The organism is Pseudobacteroides sp., from assembly GCF_036567765.1.
GTDB lineage: Bacteria > Bacillota > Clostridia > Acetivibrionales > DSM-2933 > Pseudobacteroides.
Window position 1 is genome coordinate 1 of sequence record NZ_DATCTU010000091.1, and the last position, 20,660, is coordinate 20,660.

The window sequence follows — 20,660 nt, forward strand, 5'->3', positions numbered from 1 at the left end:
CGAATTTCCTTACCAAGTGCACCACATAACAATGGAACAGCTGGCCATTGGGACACTATGGTCGATAAAGCAATTGATCTTGCCCAGCATAGCGATGCCGAAGAAATCTGGCTGAATAAAGGATTAAGTAACGTAACCGACCTAAATAAGATCGAGCCAAACCGCCGACCAGACTTGCTTGTAAAACGAGCTGACGGCAAGATTGATCAATATGAAGTTCCTAGTAAGACGGATAAGATTGAAGATTTAGAACTTAGAATGGCTGATAATCAAAGAATTTTGGGTGATAAAGCTGGGAAAGCATTTATTTTAGTAATATCATAATGGAGGTAAGAGAAAATGGCTATATTTAATACATTATCAATAGTTTTATATGGAAGTGTATCTGATAATATTGGCAGTTGGAAAAATTGGTATGAATACTCAAAAAAACAAATACAAGATTTGAATTTTGAACCAAATTATATTGGGATATCAGGTACAAATTTTAAATCTTCAAAGATTAACACGTTAAGAAGGATAGAGAAAAAATTAATCGAAGCATTTGATAATAGTGAAATATTATCATCATTGGAATTATACTCTATGCCTGATGAATTTAAACAAGCAGCATTTGATTATAATATATATATGATAAGAACAGCAAACCTAAGGTGTCAGCGTGTGTTTATAACATTAAATAGAGATATTATACAAGCTATAAATATTAATTCTGTAGTAGAATCTTTAAAAAAACATATAGATTATACTAATGGTGAAGTTTTTGAGATGACCAATTTTGATAATCCTCAGTTTTATGCTGCTAAGATGAATGAACCATCTGATTATAAATCATTAAAAATTATAGAAACATTTTAACCAAGCGAAACCAATTCCACACCTAAAAATAAGTGGAATTGGTTTGCACAACAAATAAAAGGCACTAAATAACATTTATAAAGTTTCCTTGCATCTTTAAAAATTAGAAGAAGCATTTTCATTGTATGAAGATTTTAAACGTGAGTTTCTTGTTGCCAATAGTGCCAAAGTGTAAGCAAAATAAGGCAGCCAAAGTAAAATAGAGGAAGGAATCCTTAAAAACAAGCCGGATATAAAAAATATTATCTGGCTTGTTTTCATTGCTTGAACTATTGATATACCAATTGGGTTAAAGTTCACTGAAGTAATTGAAGGTATTTGGAAATATGCAGGTAAAATCAGCGGATGAAATAATTGCAGCAGGAAAGCTAATAATGTCCAATATATACGCAAATGTCCAGATTACCTGGTGATGAGAGCCAATGGCACCATATTGTTGAGCAGTCGCAGATATCAAAAAGTGGTTTTTCAACAACTACTGTTAATAATTTGAATAATGTGGTATCATTACCATCAGGTGGAGGTAGCATACATGCACAAATTAGTGGATATTACTCATCTATACAGGATTTTACGGGTGGATTAAGAGTAAGAGATTGGTTAGCAGGAAAAAGCTTTGATGAACAATTTAAATTTGGAATTGAATACTTAAAGAGATTCGGGAATATTATTCCGACATCAAGCGGATGGGTATTTAATCCGTTTTAATTAGTGAGGTGGAAAATGTGTGAACTTGAAAAACTAATACAAACTTTAGTTCAAGAGTCTATAAAGCAAGAAGAGGCAACACTTGTTGGTGATTCTAACATGATGAATAAGCAGTATGCTAAAATTAGAAAAATTAGGGAGTCATTAAGGAGGATAGGAAACATAGCATTTAGCGATATAATATCTCTTTTAAGTCATGAGAATAGTTATGTAAGGTATAATGCTTCATTTGTTATAATACCGTTTTTCCCAGAAGAGGCTAAAAAGACTTTGGTTGAAATATCAAAACTAAATAGTTCTATAGGATTTACTGCTGAAATGACTTTAAGAGAATGGGATAAGGGAAACTTGGAGTTCTAGAATTATTTAATAAAATGTTGTTGATAAGTCCCTTGTTGAGGTATAAAAGTGTGTTGGCAACTCCTTCAAGAAGGAAAATATGTATTTAAGTATATGATGCAATATTAAAACATAAAACAAGAAATGCCATAGTACAAAATAATCACCGTATTATGGTATTTTTTCTGAACTTATACAAATAGAGCCACCATTTACGAATGGCTTGACAGTACGTGATTGGTTGGCAGGAAAGAGCTTTGATGAGCAGTTCAAATACGGTATTGAAATCCTACAACAATATGGCAATGTAATTCCAGCATCAAGAGGATGGGTGTTTAATCCATTCTAAAATAGGAGGATAAGAGATGAGAAGCATAGAAGAACTTGTTAAAATGTTTGTTGATGCATCTATGAGGTTAGAAGAAGCTGAGTCGGTGGGAAACTCAAAAATTGTGAATCAGCAGTATGATAAACTTAGAAAGATAAGAGAAGAGTTAAAAGAAATAGGTGACGAAGCAATGGAGAGCTTAATATCCCTTATTAATCATGAAAATATTTATGTAAGGTATAATGCTGCATACAGCATTATACCAGTAAACCCAGAGAAAGCTAAGGAAGCTCTAAATGAAATTTCAAATGCTAGGGGATTAATTGGGTTCACTTCTAAAATGACTTTAAGAGAGTGGGAAAACGGAAACTTAAAGTTCTAGATAATTGGATACCATTAAGACTTAAATTAATTAGCCATGATGGGAAATTAAAGAGAGGGATATGCCTTTTTTTAGTTTCCTAATTTCTTCATCTTCAGGCTTTAACTTTCCACTTACAGGAAATGCATTAACTCCATCTTTCTCGTATTCTTTTACCCATTCATTTAATGTAGAGTAATGCAAACCAAGTTCCTGAGCTAAATCGCTTTTTTTCCTACCATCTTCAATTACTAATTTCACAGCACGGTCTTTAAAATTTTTATCAAATCTCTTATGTGACATTTTTTTGACCTCCTATTGACTTTATTATATAGTCATTTTGGATGTCTATCAATTCGGGATAAGGTCAAATAGGTGTTTGCTGCCATTGGTGGACACATCCTTTCTTTTGTCTATTATACAAGCTTTCTATGTGTCCATCAAATTGGTTGTGCTCCAAAGATCATAGAGTCCCTCAGACTGATCAATGTAAAAGATTACCATCAAAAGCTTTTCACATTTACCATACCATATAATCCCCTTGTAGTTTCGTCCGAGTATTTACTAAAATGCAATCCGAGCAATATTTGTACAATTGTATAATTCGATCTCATTTTTTAGACTCTGAGGCCGATTGAAATCTCATATTTAGCTAAATTGCATAACATTTAGTGTAAAAAGCAGTAGACTTAGTAAAATTATTTATATAAAATTAACATTGAAAAAATAATTAACAGAGCTTATATTTAGTAAAAGTGAAGTTTATAAGGAGTGCAAAGATTTATTATGTATACTGCACATTATAGGAAAAGTGACAAAAAACATCAAACAGTCAAGGAGCATTTGATAAAAGTTTCGGAATACTGTAAAATTTACGGAAAAAATACGGGTTTACCTAATACTTCTGAATTAATTGGATTAATTCATGATATGGGAAAACTTAGTGATGAATTTCAAGAATATATTACAACTGCTATAGTTCATGAAGAAAATGGAACTTTAAAAGAATGGAAAAAATCCTGTAGCAAAGTTGATCATGGCAGAATTGGCGGCATGTATATATATAATAAATTTCATAATACAGCAGGATATGTGAAAATAACATCTGAAATTATTTCAATGATTGTTTGTTACCATCATGGTGGGTTACATGATTTTATATCATTTGATTGTGAAACACCATTATTGAAACGCTTTGAACGAAAAAAAACTGATTTGTCATATCAGCAGGCTACGACACGTTTTTTTGAACAAATATGTGATGAAAAAGCTATAGAAAAGCTATTTTTTAATGCATGTAAGGAAATAGAGGCCTTGGACAAAGAAATAACGGAAAATAAATTATCCCGCCCTTTTTGCCTGCAATTGCTGATTAAACAATTATACAGCATTCTGATTGATGCCGACAGATATGATACATATTTATTTATGGATAATAAGGAGGAGCCTTATCCTGATACAAAAGTATTATGGGAACAATACTCCGAAATAATGGAGAATAAGATCTCCGAGTTTAGAAATATCAAAACAAATTCTGTCCTTGAAGAAAGGATTAAACAGCTAAGACTTGAAGTTTCAGATGCATGTGCGGAGTTTTGCGATAGGGAAACAGGTATTTATACACTTACTGTTCCAACCGGAGGGGGAAAAACACTGTCAAGTCTCAGATTTGCTTTAAAGCACGCAGCAGCAAAAGATAAAAATAGGATAATATATATCCTTCCTTTTACAACTATAATCGAACAGAATGCAAATGAAATTAGGGATCTTTTAAAATGCGATGATTATTTATTGGAGCATCATTCCAATATTATACATGATAATGATGAAGACGAAAATAATTATAAAGTATTGACTCAGAGATGGGATTGCCCTATTATTTTTACAACTATGGTACAGTTTTTGGAAACTATTTATGCAGGGGGAACACAGTCATTAAGAAGAATGCATAATCTTTCCGATTCAATTTTGATATTTGATGAAATTCAAGCAATACCTATACGCTGTATTTCTTTGTTTAACAGTGCTATTAACTATTTGAGTAAAATATGCAATACAACAGTGATACTATGCTCAGCAACACAACCGAATTTATCAGATACAAAAATTCCGCTGCTAAAGGAAAATAATGGAGAAATCATCCCTGATTTATCGGAGAAATTTAAAGGATTTAAAAGAATGCAAGTTGAAGACAAGCGAATTGATAGGGGATACTCTTATGAAATCCTTGGTGATTTTATATATGAACTTAAGAAGGCTTTATCAAGTGTTCTGATTGTTTTAAATACAAAATCTTGTGCAGAAAAAACGTATAATGAGCTAAAAAAAAGAAACGGTAATAAAGAGCACGTCATTTTATATTTAAGCACTAATCTTTGTCCTTCCCATAGGAAAAAAATAATACGGGTAATGAAGAAGTGTTTAAATAGAAAGAAATCTGTAATTTGCGTAAGCACCCAATTAATTGAAGCCGGTATCAATATAAGCTTTGACTCAGTGGTTCGTCACCTGGCTGGATTGGACTCTATAGCTCAGGCTACCGGTAGAGGAAACAGGCATGGTGAAGGTGACATTAAAGTATCGTATATTATTAATCTTTCCGATGAAAACCTAGGAAGCCTCAAAGAAATAGAATTGGGAGAAAAGCATGCCGCGGAGATTCTGTATGAGTACTCTAAAAATTCCGAAAAATTTGATAACGATTTACTTTCACCAGCAGCAATAAAATGCTATTATAACTATTACTATGCTGATAAAGATATTGGAAAACTTATGAATTATCCTGTTAGGGTTAAAGAGCATAATTGCAATACTGAAATCTATAAAATGCTGGATGGCACAGTGGCCAATAAGCAGTGGTATGAAGACAAATACGGTGAAAAATGCCAGCTGTACCTTAATTTTATGTTTGAAACAGCCGGAAAGCATTTTAGGGTTATTGATGATTTAACTACATCTGTAATTGTTCCTTATGGTGAAGGCAAAAAAATAATAGCAGGACTTTTTAGTTCAAAATCATTTGGTGACAAACTGAAGTACCTCAAACTTGCCCAGCAATATTCGGTAAATATTTTTGAAAATCAAATGAATAGGTTAAAAAGTGAAAATGCTTTTGAATTATCAGAAATACCTGGTATATACGTACTAAAAGATGGCTATTACGACAAGTCTATCGGTGTTGTAACAGAAAAACAAATGGAATTTTTAAATATTTAAAAAGAGACGCCTTAATCAAGTCAGTTAAGGCGTCTCTTCGTCTTTCACAAAAATAGTAATTTTAAAATTTCAATCCGCATATTTAAATGACAGTTTATTATAGCATAGGATACTAAATAATTGAACATTTAATTTACAAAAAATACAAGTCTACAGCAACAACAATGTCATTCTTAAGAAAATAATGTAATGTATTGACATCATTATAAAACTCTAGTATTATTTTAAGTAAATAAATTGTAATTTTAAAGAAAGGATACATATATGGAAAATTCGGTTACATTTAAGGTAATTGGCAGATATGCACTTTTTACTGATCCACTAACTAAAACCGGTGGAGAAAAATGTTCGCTTATGATTCCAACATATCAAGCTTTAAAGGGCATTACAGAATCGGTATACTGGAAGCCCAGTCTGATCTGGATAATTGATAGTGTGCGGATAATGAAGCCGATACGGACAGAAGCAAAAGGTATTCGCCCAATAAAGTACGGTGGAGGAAATGACCTAGCGATGTATACATATTTAAGCGATGTAGAATATCATGTAAAAGCTCATTTTGAATTTAATGTACATCGGCCTGACTTAAAAGAGGATCACAACGAGAACAAGCACTACTTTATTGCCAAAAGATGTATTGAAAAAGGCGGGCGCAGAGATATATTTTTAGGAGTAAGAGAGTGCCAGGGATATGTAATTCCGTACAACTTTATGGATGGTACAGGCTATTATGATAATATGGGTAAAATGGAATTTGGCTTACAATACCATTCAATCAGTTATCCAGATGAGAATGGCAAGGGTAAAATGATAGCAAACTTTTGGCTGCCAAAAATGGAAGATGGTATCATCAATTTCTGCAGACCTGAAGAATGTTATAAAAAACATTTAATAAGAGAAATGAAAGCAAAACAATTTAATGAGGTTAATTTTAGCGGTACTGCCGAAGCTGGGCTTCTTGACGGATATAAAGCACATGGAGGTGTATAAATGAGTTGGATGAATATGCTTTACACCACCTATGAAAATGTTATGAAAGGTGATACTGACGGATTGAATCCCCCTCTATTGCCAATTGCACACACAACCCAAAATGCAGATATTGAAGTGCAAATTGATATTGATGGAAATTTTATCAGAAGCTATGTTGTTGAAAGTGACAAACAAACAATGATACCTTGCTCGGAATCTTCATCAAGCAGATCTGGCTCAAATCCGGTTAACCACCCATTGTTTGATAAGCTTCAGTATCTTGCCGGGGATTATAGTGCTTTTGGAGGAGAAAAAGGATCACATTTCCATGAAAAGTATATGGCAGATCTGGAGGATTGGTGCAATTCCAGTTACTCAAACGAGCAAGTTCAAGCAATTTACAATTACCTGAAGAAAGGCTGCCTTATTTCAGATCTAGTCAGGGATGGATCGTTGATATGTGATGAAAACAACAGATTGTTAAAAAAGTGGCCAGGCAGCAAGAATGATATTCCAAAAATATTTAAGGCTATAATCGGTGAGCAAAGCAATGCTTTTATAAGATTTAGGGTGTCAGGCGGAAATGATGCTGAAACAGCTGCTTGGCAAAATAAAAAAGTTCAAGACGATTATATTGATTATTACTTAAGCAAGCAGGAAGACAAAGGCTTTTGCTATGTTACAGGTGAAATAATTCCATGTTCAAACAACCATCCTTCAAAGATCAGAAACACCGGGGACAAAGCAAAGCTAATTTCAGCAAATGATGATACCGGCTTTACTTTTAGAGGCAGGTTTATAAATTCAGGGCAGGCTATTCAGATCGGCTATGATGTTTCTCAAAAAGCCCATAATGCACTTAAATGGCTTATCAGCAAGCAAGGAAAAAACTTTGGGGATAAGGTTTTTCTACTATGGGGTACAAACAACGAGAAAACTCCTGATCCAATCCGTGATACTTGTGATTTTCCAGATTTCGGAACAGAAAATTTCGCTTATACAAAAGAAGAAATTGCAGAGCGTTTCAATCGTGCAATTGCAGGATACAAAGCAGAAATTGACAATAAAACCAGTCTGGCACTAATAGGCCTGGATTCTGCAACTACAGGCAGATTGTCAATAACATTTTACAGAGAATTCCATGGTAAGCAGGGAAATGAACTCATTAAAAATATTGAGAATTGGCATAATGATTGCAAATGGCACCATAGATACAAGAAAAAAGATAAAAACATTATCAGTTTTGATGGAGCACCTTCGCCGATGGATATTGCATTGGTGGCTTACGGTACGGAACAAAACGGTTTTCTAAAGGCAGATAACAAGCTTGTTGCTGCAACTGTGGAAAGAATTTTACCTTGCATTAGTGATGCTGTCAGATTGCCATTGGATATTATGCGTACAGCGGTCAATAAGTGTTTTCATCCTCAAAATTATCAGGATATTTACAATTGGAGTAAAGTAGTTAGTATAACCTGTTCATTAGTTAAAAAACATTATAAGGAACAAGGAGAGGATTGGGATATGGAACTTAATTTGGATACCGATGATATTAATTATAATTGCGGCAGGCTATTGGCTGTTGCCCATGAAATCGAAAGAAGAGCGTTAAAAATGACTGGGGATAATAACATTCGAAATACCAATGCAATCAGATACTTTACTAAATTCGCATTGTATCCATGTAAAACATGGGGAATTATTTCAGACAGGCTTAGACCCTATATAGAAAGATTGGGTGAAAGGGGAAATGACTTATATAAGCTAAAGCAGGAGATATCCGTCAAAATCCCTCCTAAGGCTTTTGAAGAAGTGAAAAATCTCGATGGGCGTATGGCTTTGGGCTTTGATTCGCAACGTTATTGTTTCTATAATTCATCAAATAAGTCTGAAAAAACTAAAGAAAATTTAGGAGGTAATGAAAATGAGTATTCTGAAGAACAAAATTGATTTTGCGGTTGTTGTTTCTGTGTCAAATGCAAATCCCAATGGAGACCCTTTAAATGGTAATATGCCGAGAACCACATACGATGGTTATGGTGAAATTTCAGATGTATGCATAAAACGAAAAATGAGAAACCGGCTTATGGATATGGGAGAATCGATTTTTGTTCAGTCCGATGATAAAAAAAATGATAGTTACGACAGTTTAAGAGAAAGAGCAAAGGCTAATTTGGCTTTAATGGCTGCCGAAAAAGCAAAAAGCAATGAAGAATTTGCAAAAATCGCATGTGAGAGTTGGATTGATGTAAGAAGTTTCGGGCAGGTATTTGCTTTTAAAGGTGAAAAAGACGATAAAGACGATAAAAAAGGTGGTGTATCTGTTGGTGTTAGAGGTCCTGTATCTGTTCATCCAGCTTTTAGTAAAGATATCGTCAGTGTATCAAGTATTCAAATAACTAAAAGTGTGAACAACGAATCCAATGACAAAGCGAAGAAAAGCTCAGATACTATGGGAATGAAGCATCGGGTTGATTTTGGCGTATATCTTATTAAAGGAAGCATAAATGTACAACTGGCAGAAAAAACAGGATTTACCGAGGATGATTCGGAAAAAATAAAAGAGGCATTAAGGACTATTTTTGTTAATGATTGCTCATCCGCTCGTCCTGATGGAAGTATGGCAGTTTATAAACTATATTGGTGGGTACATAATAACAAAATAGGTCAGTATTCATCTTCAAAGATTCATAATAGTGTACATATAGAAAAGAAATCCCAATGCGAACAATCTTCTTCAATTGATGACTACACAATAAGTGTTAAAAATCTGGAAGGACTGAAACTTGAGGAATATGATGGAATATAATGAAGAAGACTTCCTTTCTCTTTCGGGAATACAACATTTTAAATTTTGTCGTAGGCAGTGGGCGTTAATACATATTGAACAGCAATGGCAGGAAAATTTGCGAACCGTTGAAGGAGAAATACTTCATAAAAAAGCACATGATAATTTATTGAAGGAAAAGCGTGGAAACTTGATTATTTCACGAGGAATAGCTGTATTCTCAAAATCACTAGGCATAAATGGCATTTGTGACGTGGTTGAGTTTCGAAAAGATAAGGAAGGTGTAGCGATTTTTGGCAGAGAGGGCTTGTATAAACCTGCTCCTGTTGAATATAAACGTGGGAAACCAAAGGAAGATGATATTGATATTTTGCAATTAACAGCACAGGCGATGTGCCTTGAGGAGATGCTAAATTGTGAAATTAAAGTTGGGTATATGTTTTATGGTGAAATTAACCATAGAATAGAAGTTGAATTTACTGATGAATTAAAAAATTGTGTTGTGGAGATATGCAAAGAGATGCATGAAATATATAAAAGGCGTTATACGCCCAAAGTGAAGCCAAGTAAGAAGTGTAGTGCCTGTTCTCTTAAAAACATTTGTATGCCAAAGCTATGCAAAAATTTATCGGTTAAAGACTATATTGAGAGGAGTTTGAAGGAATGAGAAAGCTTTTAAATACTCTTTATGTAACTTCAGCTGATGCATATCTTTCCCTAGACGGTGAAAATATTGTTGTTTTGAAGAACGAGGCTGAAGTTATGAGGCTTCCATTACATAATCTGGAAGGGGTTGTTACTTTTGGATACGTAGGAGCCAGTCCAGCTTTGATGGGAGCATGTGCTAAAAAGAATATTTCATTGTGTTTTATGACACAGAGTGGTAATTTCCGAGGGCAATTTGTTGGAAAAGTACGGGGAAATGTTACGCTTAGAAAAACGCAATATTTTATGTCAGAAGATAATAATACAAGTGCCCTCTTGGCTAGGAATTTTATTTTAGGTAAAATTTTCAATTCAAAATGGGTAATTGAACGTGCAATAAGAGATTATGCACTGAGACTGGATGTTGCTAAATTGAAGAAGGTATCTTATAATTTATCAAATTCGCTTAATCTTATTAAAGGGTGTGTTGATTTAGAGCAGTTGAGAGGTTTCGAGGGAGAGGCAGCAAGCCAGTATTTTAGCGTTTTTGATGACTTAATTCTTCAACAAAAGGAAAGTTTTTACTTTGCACAACGCAATAAGCGACCTCCCCTAGACAATGTTAATGCTATGTTATCCTTTGTGTATACTTTACTGACTAATGATGTTGCATCAGCTTTAGAAACTGTCGGATTAGACCCTTATGTGGGATTTCTTCACAGAGACAGACCCGGAAGAGCTTCTTTGGCATTGGATTTGATGGAGGAATTGAGGAGTGTTTTTGCGGACAGATTTGTTCTTTCGCTTATAAATAAGAGAATAGTAAATGCATCTGGTTTTGTTAAGAAAGAAAATGGTGCTGTTATAATGGATGATGATACAAGAAAGACAATATTATCAAAATGGCAGGAACGGAAAAAAGAAGAATTGAAACATCCTTTTTTAGAAGAAAAGATTGAATGGGGATTAGTTCCCTATGCTCAATCAATGCTGTTAGCAAGGTGCATTCGTGGTGATTTAGAAGAATATCCACCATTCTTGTGGAAGTAGGTGATATATATTTTTGTTCTTATAACATATGATGTTAATACTGAAACAGTAGAAGGCAAAAAGAGATTGCGTAAAGTTGCAAAAATGTGTGTAAACTATGGTCAACGCGTTCAAAATTCTGTTTTTGAATGTGTAATAGAACCCGCAAAATTTAAAGAAGTGCAGCATAGGCTCCAAGAAATTATTAATAAGGATAAAGATAGCTTAAGATTTTACTATCTAGGGAACAACTACAAAAATAAAGTTGAACATATTGGAGCAAAAACATCTCTCGATATTGAGGGAACAATAATTATTTAGTGCGAATGTGTAGAGAACATAAAAACTGGGGACTTTCGCACCAAAAATTATATGTATTTAGGTATAATGAATAACATAAATAGTAGTTATATTGCAAAAGACACCTTTTAAGTTAGTCAAAGTTGTACAATTTCACTAATATTTTCAGCACATAATTGTATAATTTTGCTGTCGCTCTCTATACAGGGAGCGTGGATTGAAATTTCAAATGTCTGATAATGAAAGTCTACTAGATGGCGTCGCTCTCTATACAGGGAGCGTGGATTGAAATCTTGAAAGGAGTGGTAAAATGGGTTCAAGAGATTTAAGGTCGCTCTCTATACAGGGAGCGTGGATTGAAATTGAAAGTTGGGGTGATGATTTAGATTTTATTTATGGTCGCTCTCTATACAGGGAGCGTGGATTGAAATAAAAAAATATTTTGGTATTAGGAGGGTAGAGCATGAGGTCGCTCTCTATACAGGGAGCGTGGATTGAAATCCGGGTCATATGTATAAAGAAAAGGTTCCTATTGTCGCTCTCTATACAGGGAGCGTGGATTGAAATAGTCATACTCCGAAAAATTTGATACATCAACGCCGTCGCTCTCTATACAGGGAGCGTGGATTGAAATAGTAAAGAAGAATATAAGGCATTGCCTGAGAGTTTAAGTCGCTCTCTATACAGGGAGCGTGGATTGAAATCTGCAAGTCTTAAAAACGCTCAATTAACTAACGCAGTCGCTCTCTATACAGGGAGCGTGGATTGAAATCTGTTTCTTTTTCTCTTCTTTGGTGTTTCCGGTTCTATGTCGCTCTCTATACAGGGAGCGTGGATTGAAATGTTTATAAGTTTATCGTCACTTGTGTCCATCCAAGTCGCTCTCTATACAGGGAGCGTGGATTGAAATTCTTTTAGATGCAGGTAATTCTTATTTAAAAGAGGTCGCTCTCTATACAGGGAGCGTGGATTGAAATTGTACATATACATCAGTTGCTTGCAGCGAATATGGTCGCTCTCTATACAGGGAGCGTGGATTGAAATATGCCTAGAATATTTCTATTCGCTCTAATCCATTGTCGTCGCTCTCTATACAGGGAGCGTGGATTGAAATTTTACTGATAATGGTAAGGGGATTGCTCGTGTGTGTCGCTCTCTATACAGGGAGCGTGGATTGAAATGTTTATAGGTATATTAGTGTCAATATATATGGCAGTCGCTCTCTATACAGGGAGCGTGGATTGAAATTGTTTATGAGGACTCACCTCGATATGAACACCTGTTAAGTCGCTCTCTATACAGGGAGCGTGGATTGAAATTCCATCTGTATTTAGCATTGTCCAGAACATCAACCGTCGCTCTCTATACAGGGAGCGTGGATTGAAATTATGAAGCATATAGTAATACTTTTGCAATAATAGTCGCTCTCTATACAGGGAGCGTGGATTGAAATTGGAGTCCACGGGAATTTACCATTTCCCACTCTGTCGCTCTCTATACAGGGAGCGTGGATTGAAATATAATAAGCACCAATAAAACCTAAAACCAATATTGTCGCTCTCTATACAGGGAGCGTGGATTGAAATTTTGGACCGTGCTGTTAATGGACTAAAGCGCTGCAAGTCGCTCTCTATACAGGGAGCGTGGATTGAAATTATATTGTCAATAATCTCTGCTGTGACTGGCAAAGTCGCTCTCTATACAGGGAGCGTGGATTGAAATATTTTCATGCGTTTCGGTAATAATGACTCGTTTACGTCGCTCTCTATACAGGGAGCGTGGATTGAAATCTAACTGACCGACTGCTGTTTTTTCAAATGTTTCGTCGCTCTCTATACAGGGAGCGTGGATTGAAATCATCTGGCTTGCCGACATAACAAAACTCAAGACAGCTAGTCGCTCTCTATACAGGGAGCGTGGATTGAAATTTTATTAGCCTTGTATCTTATTGGTGTATCATCGTCGCTCTCTATACAGGGAGCGTGGATTGAAATAAAAAGTTGATTCAGCTATTGATCCTATCGATGTAGGTCGCTCTCTATACAGGGAGCGTGGATTGAAATTACGAGCTGGATAAACAAAAATTATAAAAGTACATTAGGTCGCTCTCTATACAGGGAGCGTGGATTGAAATGAGAATGGAAATCAAACATGGAGAAACAAATGACAGTCGCTCTCTATACAGGGAGCGTGGATTGAAATTATAAAAAAGGTTTGGATTGATGGGCAGGTTAAGTCGCTCTCTATACAGGGAGCGTGGATTGAAATACGTATGAAACTTTTTTAATATTTTCTGTTAATCCAGTCGCTCTCTATACAGGGAGCGTGGATTGAAATACAAACCACGATTTTAACTGGTGCAGGTCAATCAGTCGCTCTCTATACAGGGAGCGTGGATTGAAATTGTATCGGGTGCTGGACTGTATCCATACAACATAGTCGCTCTCTATACAGGGAGCGTGGATTGAAATCCTAGTGCGAGTACCTTTGCTCATGTTAGCCAAATGTCGCTCTCTATACAGGGAGCGTGGATTGAAATCAAGAATTGAGGAATGATACCATGCTTAATTATGAGTCGCTCTCTATACAGGGAGCGTGGATTGAAATTTTACAAGGGGTGCTAACATGAGAAGGATGTTGATAGTCGCTCTCTATACAGGGAGCGTGGATTGAAATATTTGGATCTACAGGAATTTAGCCAATACGGCATAATTGTCGCTCTCTATACAGGGAGCGTGGATTGAAATCCCAATTGCACTTTCGTATTCTAAAAATAACTGAGTCGCTCTCTATACAGGGAGCGTGGATTGAAATAGCAGCTTTAAGAATCATCAAGCTAAGAGGTTTAAGTCGCTCTCTATACAGGGAGCGTGGATTGAAATCAGCCATTATTGATGTGTAATCGGTGTATCTGTTGTCGCTCTCTATACAGGGAGCGTGGATTGAAATCCATATAGTAATGTTATTCACTTACGCCAGGACTTGTCGCTCTCTATACAGGGAGCGTGGATTGAAATTGTCCCATAAAATTCGTCTTTTAACTGTGCTGGTGTCGCTCTCTATACAGGGAGCGTGGATTGAAATCTGTATTAAGCTTCACTATTTTATCGCCTTTAAGTCGCTCTCTATACAGGGAGCGTGGATTGAAATATTTAACAATTGCTCTAAGTAATCCATATTTAAGTCGCTCTCTATACAGGGAGCGTGGATTGAAATCATAGTGTTTTAGATAATGTTGGCGTAGTAGTACCACCAGGTCGCTCTCTATACAGGGAGCGTGGATTGAAATCATTCAGTTGTCTGCATGAGATCATATATTACGTCGCTCTCTATACAGGGAGCGTGGATTGAAATAAGCCCTGTGTTGACAAATACTGCTGGTACTTCTGTCGCTCTCTATACAGGGAGCGTGGATTGAAATCTTTTATAAAGTATGGTTTGCTCGTTGTTGCAATTGAGTCGCTCTCTATACAGGGAGCGTGGATTGAAATCGTATGAGTCAAGCACACCAGTAAGAAATCCAGAGTCGCTCTCTATACAGGGAGCGTGGATTGAAATTTGAATAGTAAATGTCTTTGAGGCTACAGATGCAGTCGCTCTCTATACAGGGAGCGTGGATTGAAATATATAGGCAATTAGAAAAACAAGTAAAAAACGGTGTCGCTCTCTATACAGGGAGCGTGGATTGAAATACCTTGCTGCTGTCCCTGTTGTCCTTGCTGTTGACCGTCGCTCTCTATACAGGGAGCGTGGATTGAAATCAATGATTACATATTAATCTGGCCAGATAAAAAAGTCGCTCTCTATACAGGGAGCGTGGATTGAAATAAACAAAAGATAAGGACGGGAATAATGATGGATAATGTCGCTCTCTATACAGGGAGCGTGGATTGAAATCGTTATTCCTAAGACCGATTTTGTCCCAAAGCTTGGGTCGCTCTCTATACAGGGAGCGTGGATTGAAATACCACTGTTTGAGTTATTTGCTATTGTGTAGATAGTCGCTCTCTATACAGGGAGCGTGGATTGAAATCAATCAGGGTACACCAAATATGGGTGGTGCTAGAGGTCGCTCTCTATACAGGGAGCGTGGATTGAAATTCCTATTAAAGCCATACATACTGCCATTAAAGCTGTCGCTCTCTATACAGGGAGCGTGGATTGAAATAAGTTATTAATAAGACCTTGGTATTTGATATAAAAGTCGCTCTCTATACAGGGAGCGTGGATTGAAATAAGTTGGATTAAAGTTTTGCCTAACCCAAACTTTGTCGCTCTCTATACAGGGAGCGTGGATTGAAATATAAATATAAAAGCAATTCACAAGGGGAGAAAACGTCGCTCTCTATACAGGGAGCGTGGATTGAAATTATGATTCAATCTAAGGCAAAAGAGGCTGAGATGGTCGCTCTCTATACAGGGAGCGTGGATTGAAATTCTATAACCGCCCCAGGCTTTTACTCCCCCATTTGTCGCTCTCTATACAGGGAGCGTGGATTGAAATTTCAATGTTCTCAACATCTTCCTCAAGGTCTTCTTCCGTCGCTCTCTATACAGGGAGCGTGGATTGAAATCATGAGTGCGTCAAGTTCTTTTATGAGGTCAGTATGTCGCTCTCTATACAGGGAGCGTGGATTGAAATTTTCAAGTGAACAAATATCAATGGAAGGCTTATAAAGTCGCTCTCTATACAGGGAGCGTGGATTGAAATTACAACACAACAAAGTTTAACTGCTCAAAGAGAGGTCGCTCTCTATACAGGGAGCGTGGATTGAAATATTTTGACGATGGTAGAAAAGCAATTGTTTTAAATAGTCGCTCTCTATACAGGGAGCGTGGATTGAAATATCTGTTGTTGGCAATGACCATTGGATTGCTTTTGTCGCTCTCTATACAGGGAGCGTGGATTGAAATATTGATCTATACCTCTATCAACAGTGGGGAAGCCAGGTCGCTCTCTATACAGGGAGCGTGGATTGAAATCTCTAGTATACTGAGCATAGCTTTGTGGCACTGCAGTCGCTCTCTATACAGGGAGCGTGGATTGAAATCTTTTGATAAATTTATTATTGTATTACAGGCAATGGGTCGCTCTCTATACAGGGAGCGTGGATTGAAATAATAACCAGCCCAGTTGATGTAGACAGTATTGTGTCGCTCTCTATACAGGGAGCGTGGATTGAAATGTTCAAGTATGTTTTCGATAGAATTTTCTATGTGTCGCTCTCTATACAGGGAGCGTGGATTGAAATTGGAAAAAGGTGAATTAATCCGGCACGAAGATGGTTAGTCGCTCTCTATACAGGGAGCGTGGATTGAAATCAATAGAAAGACAAGGTGCTAGAAATGATTTAGGTCGCTCTCTATACAGGGAGCGTGGATTGAAATGGTTATGATAGCCGGGGCATTTGTACCACGTATTACGTCGCTCTCTATACAGGGAGCGTGGATTGAAATTTGCAAGAGACCCACGTAATAATATATATGTGTTGTCGCTCTCTATACAGGGAGCGTGGATTGAAATCCATATATTGATTTGTTTGTAGACACTAATTGCGTCGCTCTCTATACAGGGAGCGTGGATTGAAATTAGGACTTTTGCACTATACAAAAATATGGTATAATGTCGCTCTCTATACAGGGAGCGTGGATTGAAATTATTTTGCTAAGTCCAAATTCAGATATTGCAAAGTCGCTCTCTATACAGGGAGCGTGGATTGAAATAAGGATTTGAAGGAAACATTATAAAAATTGACAGAGTCGCTCTCTATACAGGGAGCGTGGATTGAAATTGTATATAAATATAATCCTCAAAATGGTACTTATTAGTCGCTCTCTATACAGGGAGCGTGGATTGAAATAAATTTAATGGTGAAATTCGCTAAGCAATGTGAAAACGTCGCTCTCTATACAGGGAGCGTGGATTGAAATCGTTTACTCCCGCCACAATAGCACCAGCTGCATTAAGTCGCTCTCTATACAGGGAGCGTGGATTGAAATCAAGATATCTCTGTACTTCCATTAGACTTGCTCCATTCTGGTCGCTCTCTATACAGGGAGCGTGGATTGAAATTCTTGGTATATTAACTTATATAATATCTGATATAGGTCGCTCTCTATACAGGGAGCGTGGATTGAAATTACTTTTGATTTTCTGCTTAATTTGTGCCAGTCAGTCGCTCTCTATACAGGGAGCGTGGATTGAAATAAACATGTTGATACACGCAACTATTCACTTTAAGAGTAATATTAAAGTGAAGGGGGAATATGGATGGTAAGAAAATTTGCTTTAATAACGCTAACAATGAGCTTATTGTTATTTTTGAGATGATTGTATGTACTTGAAATCCAACCTTTTGACAAGACATACATAAATTTGCTAATATAAAGGAAAAAAGTGTATTTGTTTTGGAGGCATAATGGAAAAGAAAGAATTTTTAGCAGGATGTATAATTATTGGTGCATCAATAATAATATGTTCGTTCATTTTAAAAGACAGTAATTTGTTGAGAAGTTTCATTCCTACATCGGCAGGACAAAGTGTATCTGTACCTAGCGATTTTAGTATTCGGCAAAATGATATAATTGGAATTTATGATGCAGCTGCGTATTTAGGAATGGATGATAGTAGTCTTGTAAGTGCTATTAATAGCAATAAGTTAAGGGGGTTACCATATACCAAAATTAATAATAACTATATTTTTAGTAGAAAGCTAATTGAACAATGGGTTCAAGAAGCTGCAAAAAGTAATAAGAGTTATTTAGAGTGATACTTTACCAATAGGTGTTTTGGTAAAGCCAACTTTAATGTACATTATTAAGGTCATATTGACTGGATGAAAAAATCTTTCGTGCTCAATTAAATGGTTTCCATAAAAAACCGGTAAAAAATTTTAAAATAGCTATTGCAATGATAATTGTACTATGCTATAATACCCTTTGTCACGAATAATGCGGGTTTGTGTAATGGTAGCACTACTGACTCTGGATCAGTCTGTCAGGGTTCGAATCCTTGACCCGCAGCCAACTGTATACATACAGTATCGTAAAAGAGGTAATCTTGAAATAAGATTACCTCTTTTACGTGTGTGACCATGTTAGGTGAATTTTGAAAGAAAGAATTTTACAATTCACAATATTTTTTCAATTCAGCAACACTATGAAAAAAAGAATTTCTAATAAAATCACTTCGTATCATATGAATTTTCCATCCCATTGTAATAAAATCAGAATATTGCTGAGGAGCATTCAAGAAATAATAAAACAGGAGGAACGAGTATTAAAAGGGTGGTTTCCACATAATCCGAAGAAAAAAGAAAAATAGATTAATAGTATATGAAAAAAGAGGACGGGTTATGTCTGAATACTTAGAATTGATTCTTGACATAAATTTTAAAAAAGTTTACAATGAGTTTATGCTAATGGGCGTGTTTGTACATTAGCTACTGTCCATTGAAAACTGAATAACAAGGAGGTGTGTATCATAAAATTCGCAATTGGTTTATTAATTGGTATTGGAATTGCAGTAATTGCTTCATTTATATTTTTCAAGTTGGGCATTAAGTTCAGAAAGAAACAGGCTGAAGAAAAAATAGGCGGTGCTGAAAACGAAGCGGTTAAGATTCTTAACGAAGCGGTAAAGCAAGCCGAAAGCAAAAAACGTGAAGTTCTTCTTGAAGCCAAGGAAGAAATTCATAAGAGCAAGGAAACACTTGAAAAAGAAATAAGAGACAGAAGAAATGAGGTTCAAAGACTGGAAAGAAGGCTTTTGCAGAAAGAAGAGACTCTGGATCGTAAAATGGAAGCCCTTGAGCAGAAGGACGAACAGCTCAATAAAAAGACAAAAGAAGTACAGGGACTCCAGGATAAAACGCTTGAGATTCAGAAAAAGCAGATCGAAGAGTTGGAAAGAATATCTGGTCTTTCAGTTGAAGACGCAAAGGATTATTTGCTCAGAAATATTGAAAGCGAAGTTAAGCACGAAGCTGCTATTCTTATAAAAGAGATTGAAGCAAAAGCAAAAGAGGAAGCGGATAAGAAGGCAAAGGATATAATCGCCTGCTCAATACAGAAATGTGCTGCAGACCATGTCTCAGAAATCACAGTATCTGTTGTTCCACTGCCTAATGACGAAATGAAGGGAAGAATCATCGGTCGTGAAGGACGTAATATCAGGACTCTTGAAACACTGACAGGTATTGATCTTATTATCGATGATACACCGGAAGCGGTTATTCTATCCGGTTTTGATCCAATAAAGAGAGAAGTGGCAAGGATAACATTGGAAAAGCTAATACTGGATGGAAGAATTCACCCAGCCAGAATAGAAGAAATGGTTGAGAAAGCCAAGAAGGAAGTTGAAAACACAATCCGTCAAGAAGGCGACCGTGCAACATTTGAAACAGGTGTACACGGATTACATCCTGAGGTTATCAAGCTTTTAGGTAAGCTTAGATTCAGGACAAGCTACGGACAGAATGTATTAAACCATTCTATAGAAGTAGCACAGCTTGCAGGATTAATGGCAGCTGAACTTGGTGTAGATGTTACTCTTGCTAAAAGAGCAGGTTTACTGCATGACATTGGAAAAGCAGTAGATCATGAGATTGAAGGCTCCCATGTTACTATAGGAGCTGATTTGGCAAAGAAGTACAAGGAAAATAATGATGTAGTAAGTGCAATTTTATCTCACCATGGAGATATAGAAGCTACTTCAATAGTAGCGGTTCTTGTTCAGGCAGCAGATTCTATTTCTGCAGCAAGACCTGGTGCAAGGAGAGAAACTTTGGAATCATACATCAAACGTCTGGAAAAACTTGAAGAAATTGCAAATTCTTTCAGTGGGGTAGAAAAGTCTTTTGCAATTCAAGCAGGTAGGGAAGTCAGGATTATGGTTAAGCCTGAAGACGTTACTGACGAAGGTATGATAATGATGACTCGTGAGATAGTCAAGAAGATCGAAAGTGAGCTTGAGTATCCGGGTCAGATAAAAGTAAATGTAATAAGAGAAGTTAGAGCTATTGAATATGCAAAATAGTAAAGATTTATATACATAAAAAGCGTGGTGACACGCTTTTTGTGCTTTAAAGATTATTTTTCAAAGCATAATTGATAAA

At 36.2% G+C, this 20,660-nt stretch carries 16 protein-coding genes, 1 tRNA gene and 1 CRISPR repeat array; of the genes, 16 read left to right on the forward strand and 1 reads right to left on the reverse strand.

The genetic code is table 11. The features are described from left to right. From VIO64_RS13390 to VIO64_RS13410, 5 genes are all read left to right on the forward strand, one after another. Positions 1-324, forward strand: a 324-nt coding sequence (locus VIO64_RS13390; RefSeq protein ID WP_331919028.1) for a hypothetical protein, incomplete at its 5' end; no start/stop codon positions are given. A gap of 15 nt (positions 325-339) precedes the next feature. After that, a complete protein-coding gene (locus VIO64_RS13395) occupies positions 340-858 on the forward strand; it encodes a hypothetical protein (protein ID WP_331919030.1) in 519 nt (172 codons plus the stop codon). Between the two features lie 393 nt (positions 859-1,251). Then, a complete protein-coding gene (locus VIO64_RS13400) occupies positions 1,252-1,566 on the forward strand; it encodes a hypothetical protein (protein WP_331919032.1) in 315 nt (104 codons plus the stop codon). 15 nt (positions 1,567-1,581) lie between these two features. Further along, complete coding sequence (locus VIO64_RS13405; RefSeq protein WP_331919034.1) at positions 1,582-1,926, forward strand: DUF2019 domain-containing protein; 345 nt, start codon at positions 1,582-1,584, stop codon at positions 1,924-1,926. A 344-nt stretch (positions 1,927-2,270) separates the two neighbouring features. Further along, complete coding sequence (locus VIO64_RS13410; protein WP_331919036.1) at positions 2,271-2,615, forward strand: DUF2019 domain-containing protein; 345 nt, start codon at positions 2,271-2,273, stop codon at positions 2,613-2,615. A gap of 30 nt (positions 2,616-2,645) precedes the next feature. On the opposite strand, the gene VIO64_RS13415 is transcribed toward VIO64_RS13410, so the two are convergent. Further along, positions 2,646-2,897, reverse strand: coding sequence for a transposase (locus VIO64_RS13415; protein WP_331919038.1), 252 nt, complete (start codon positions 2,895-2,897; stop codon positions 2,646-2,648). 483 nt (positions 2,898-3,380) lie between these two features. Here VIO64_RS13415 and cas3 point away from each other — a divergent pair, with 483 nt between their 5' ends. The 11 genes from cas3 (at position 3,381) to rny (ending at position 20,581) form a co-directional block, all read left to right on the forward strand. Next, positions 3,381-5,810, forward strand: coding sequence for a CRISPR-associated helicase Cas3' (cas3, locus tag VIO64_RS13420; RefSeq protein ID WP_331919040.1), 2,430 nt, complete (start codon positions 3,381-3,383; stop codon positions 5,808-5,810). A 264-nt stretch (positions 5,811-6,074) separates the two neighbouring features. Then, positions 6,075-6,800 carry a type I-C CRISPR-associated protein Cas5c gene (gene cas5c / locus VIO64_RS13425; protein ID WP_331919042.1) on the forward strand — a complete coding sequence of 242 codons (726 nt, stop codon included), beginning with the start codon at positions 6,075-6,077 and terminating at the stop codon, positions 6,798-6,800. Beyond that, a complete protein-coding gene (gene cas8c / locus VIO64_RS13430) occupies positions 6,801-8,732 on the forward strand; it encodes a type I-C CRISPR-associated protein Cas8c/Csd1 (RefSeq protein WP_331919044.1) in 1,932 nt (643 codons plus the stop codon). Then, a complete protein-coding gene (gene cas7c, locus VIO64_RS13435) occupies positions 8,707-9,591 on the forward strand; it encodes a type I-C CRISPR-associated protein Cas7/Csd2 (RefSeq protein WP_331919046.1) in 885 nt (294 codons plus the stop codon). The genes cas8c and cas7c overlap by 26 nt, the downstream gene beginning before the upstream one ends. Then, on the forward strand, positions 9,581-10,237 hold the full coding sequence (gene cas4 / locus VIO64_RS13440; protein WP_333783864.1) for a CRISPR-associated protein Cas4: 657 nt from the start codon (positions 9,581-9,583) through the stop codon (positions 10,235-10,237). The genes cas7c and cas4 overlap by 11 nt, the downstream gene beginning before the upstream one ends. After that, positions 10,234-11,265: a type I-C CRISPR-associated endonuclease Cas1c gene (gene cas1c / locus VIO64_RS13445; RefSeq protein WP_331919048.1), complete on the forward strand. Its 1,032-nt coding sequence runs from the start codon at positions 10,234-10,236 to the stop codon at positions 11,263-11,265. The genes cas4 and cas1c overlap by 4 nt, the downstream gene beginning before the upstream one ends. Before the next feature lie 9 nt (positions 11,266-11,274). Then, positions 11,275-11,565 carry a CRISPR-associated endonuclease Cas2 gene (gene cas2, locus VIO64_RS13450; RefSeq protein WP_331919259.1) on the forward strand — a complete coding sequence of 97 codons (291 nt, stop codon included), beginning with the start codon at positions 11,275-11,277 and terminating at the stop codon, positions 11,563-11,565. Positions 11,566-11,735: 170 nt separating this feature from the next. Then, positions 11,736-17,752: direct repeats of the CRISPR family, unit length 33 nt; unit sequence GTCGCTCTCTATACAGGGAGCGTGGATTGAAAT. A 211-nt stretch (positions 17,753-17,963) separates the two neighbouring features. Continuing rightward, positions 17,964-18,314 carry a helix-turn-helix domain-containing protein gene (locus tag VIO64_RS13455; protein ID WP_331919050.1) on the forward strand — a complete coding sequence of 117 codons (351 nt, stop codon included), beginning with the start codon at positions 17,964-17,966 and terminating at the stop codon, positions 18,312-18,314. A gap of 182 nt (positions 18,315-18,496) precedes the next feature. After that, positions 18,497-18,570: transfer RNA gene (locus tag VIO64_RS13460), tRNA-Gln, on the forward strand. Between the two features lie 172 nt (positions 18,571-18,742). Further along, positions 18,743-18,868 carry a DUF4491 family protein gene (locus VIO64_RS13465; RefSeq protein WP_331919261.1) on the forward strand — a complete coding sequence of 42 codons (126 nt, stop codon included), beginning with the start codon at positions 18,743-18,745 and terminating at the stop codon, positions 18,866-18,868. Between the two features lie 150 nt (positions 18,869-19,018). Further along, on the forward strand, positions 19,019-20,581 hold the full coding sequence (gene rny, locus VIO64_RS13470) for a ribonuclease Y (RefSeq protein ID WP_331919052.1): 1,563 nt from the start codon (positions 19,019-19,021) through the stop codon (positions 20,579-20,581). Positions 20,582-20,660: the final 79 nt, after the last annotated feature.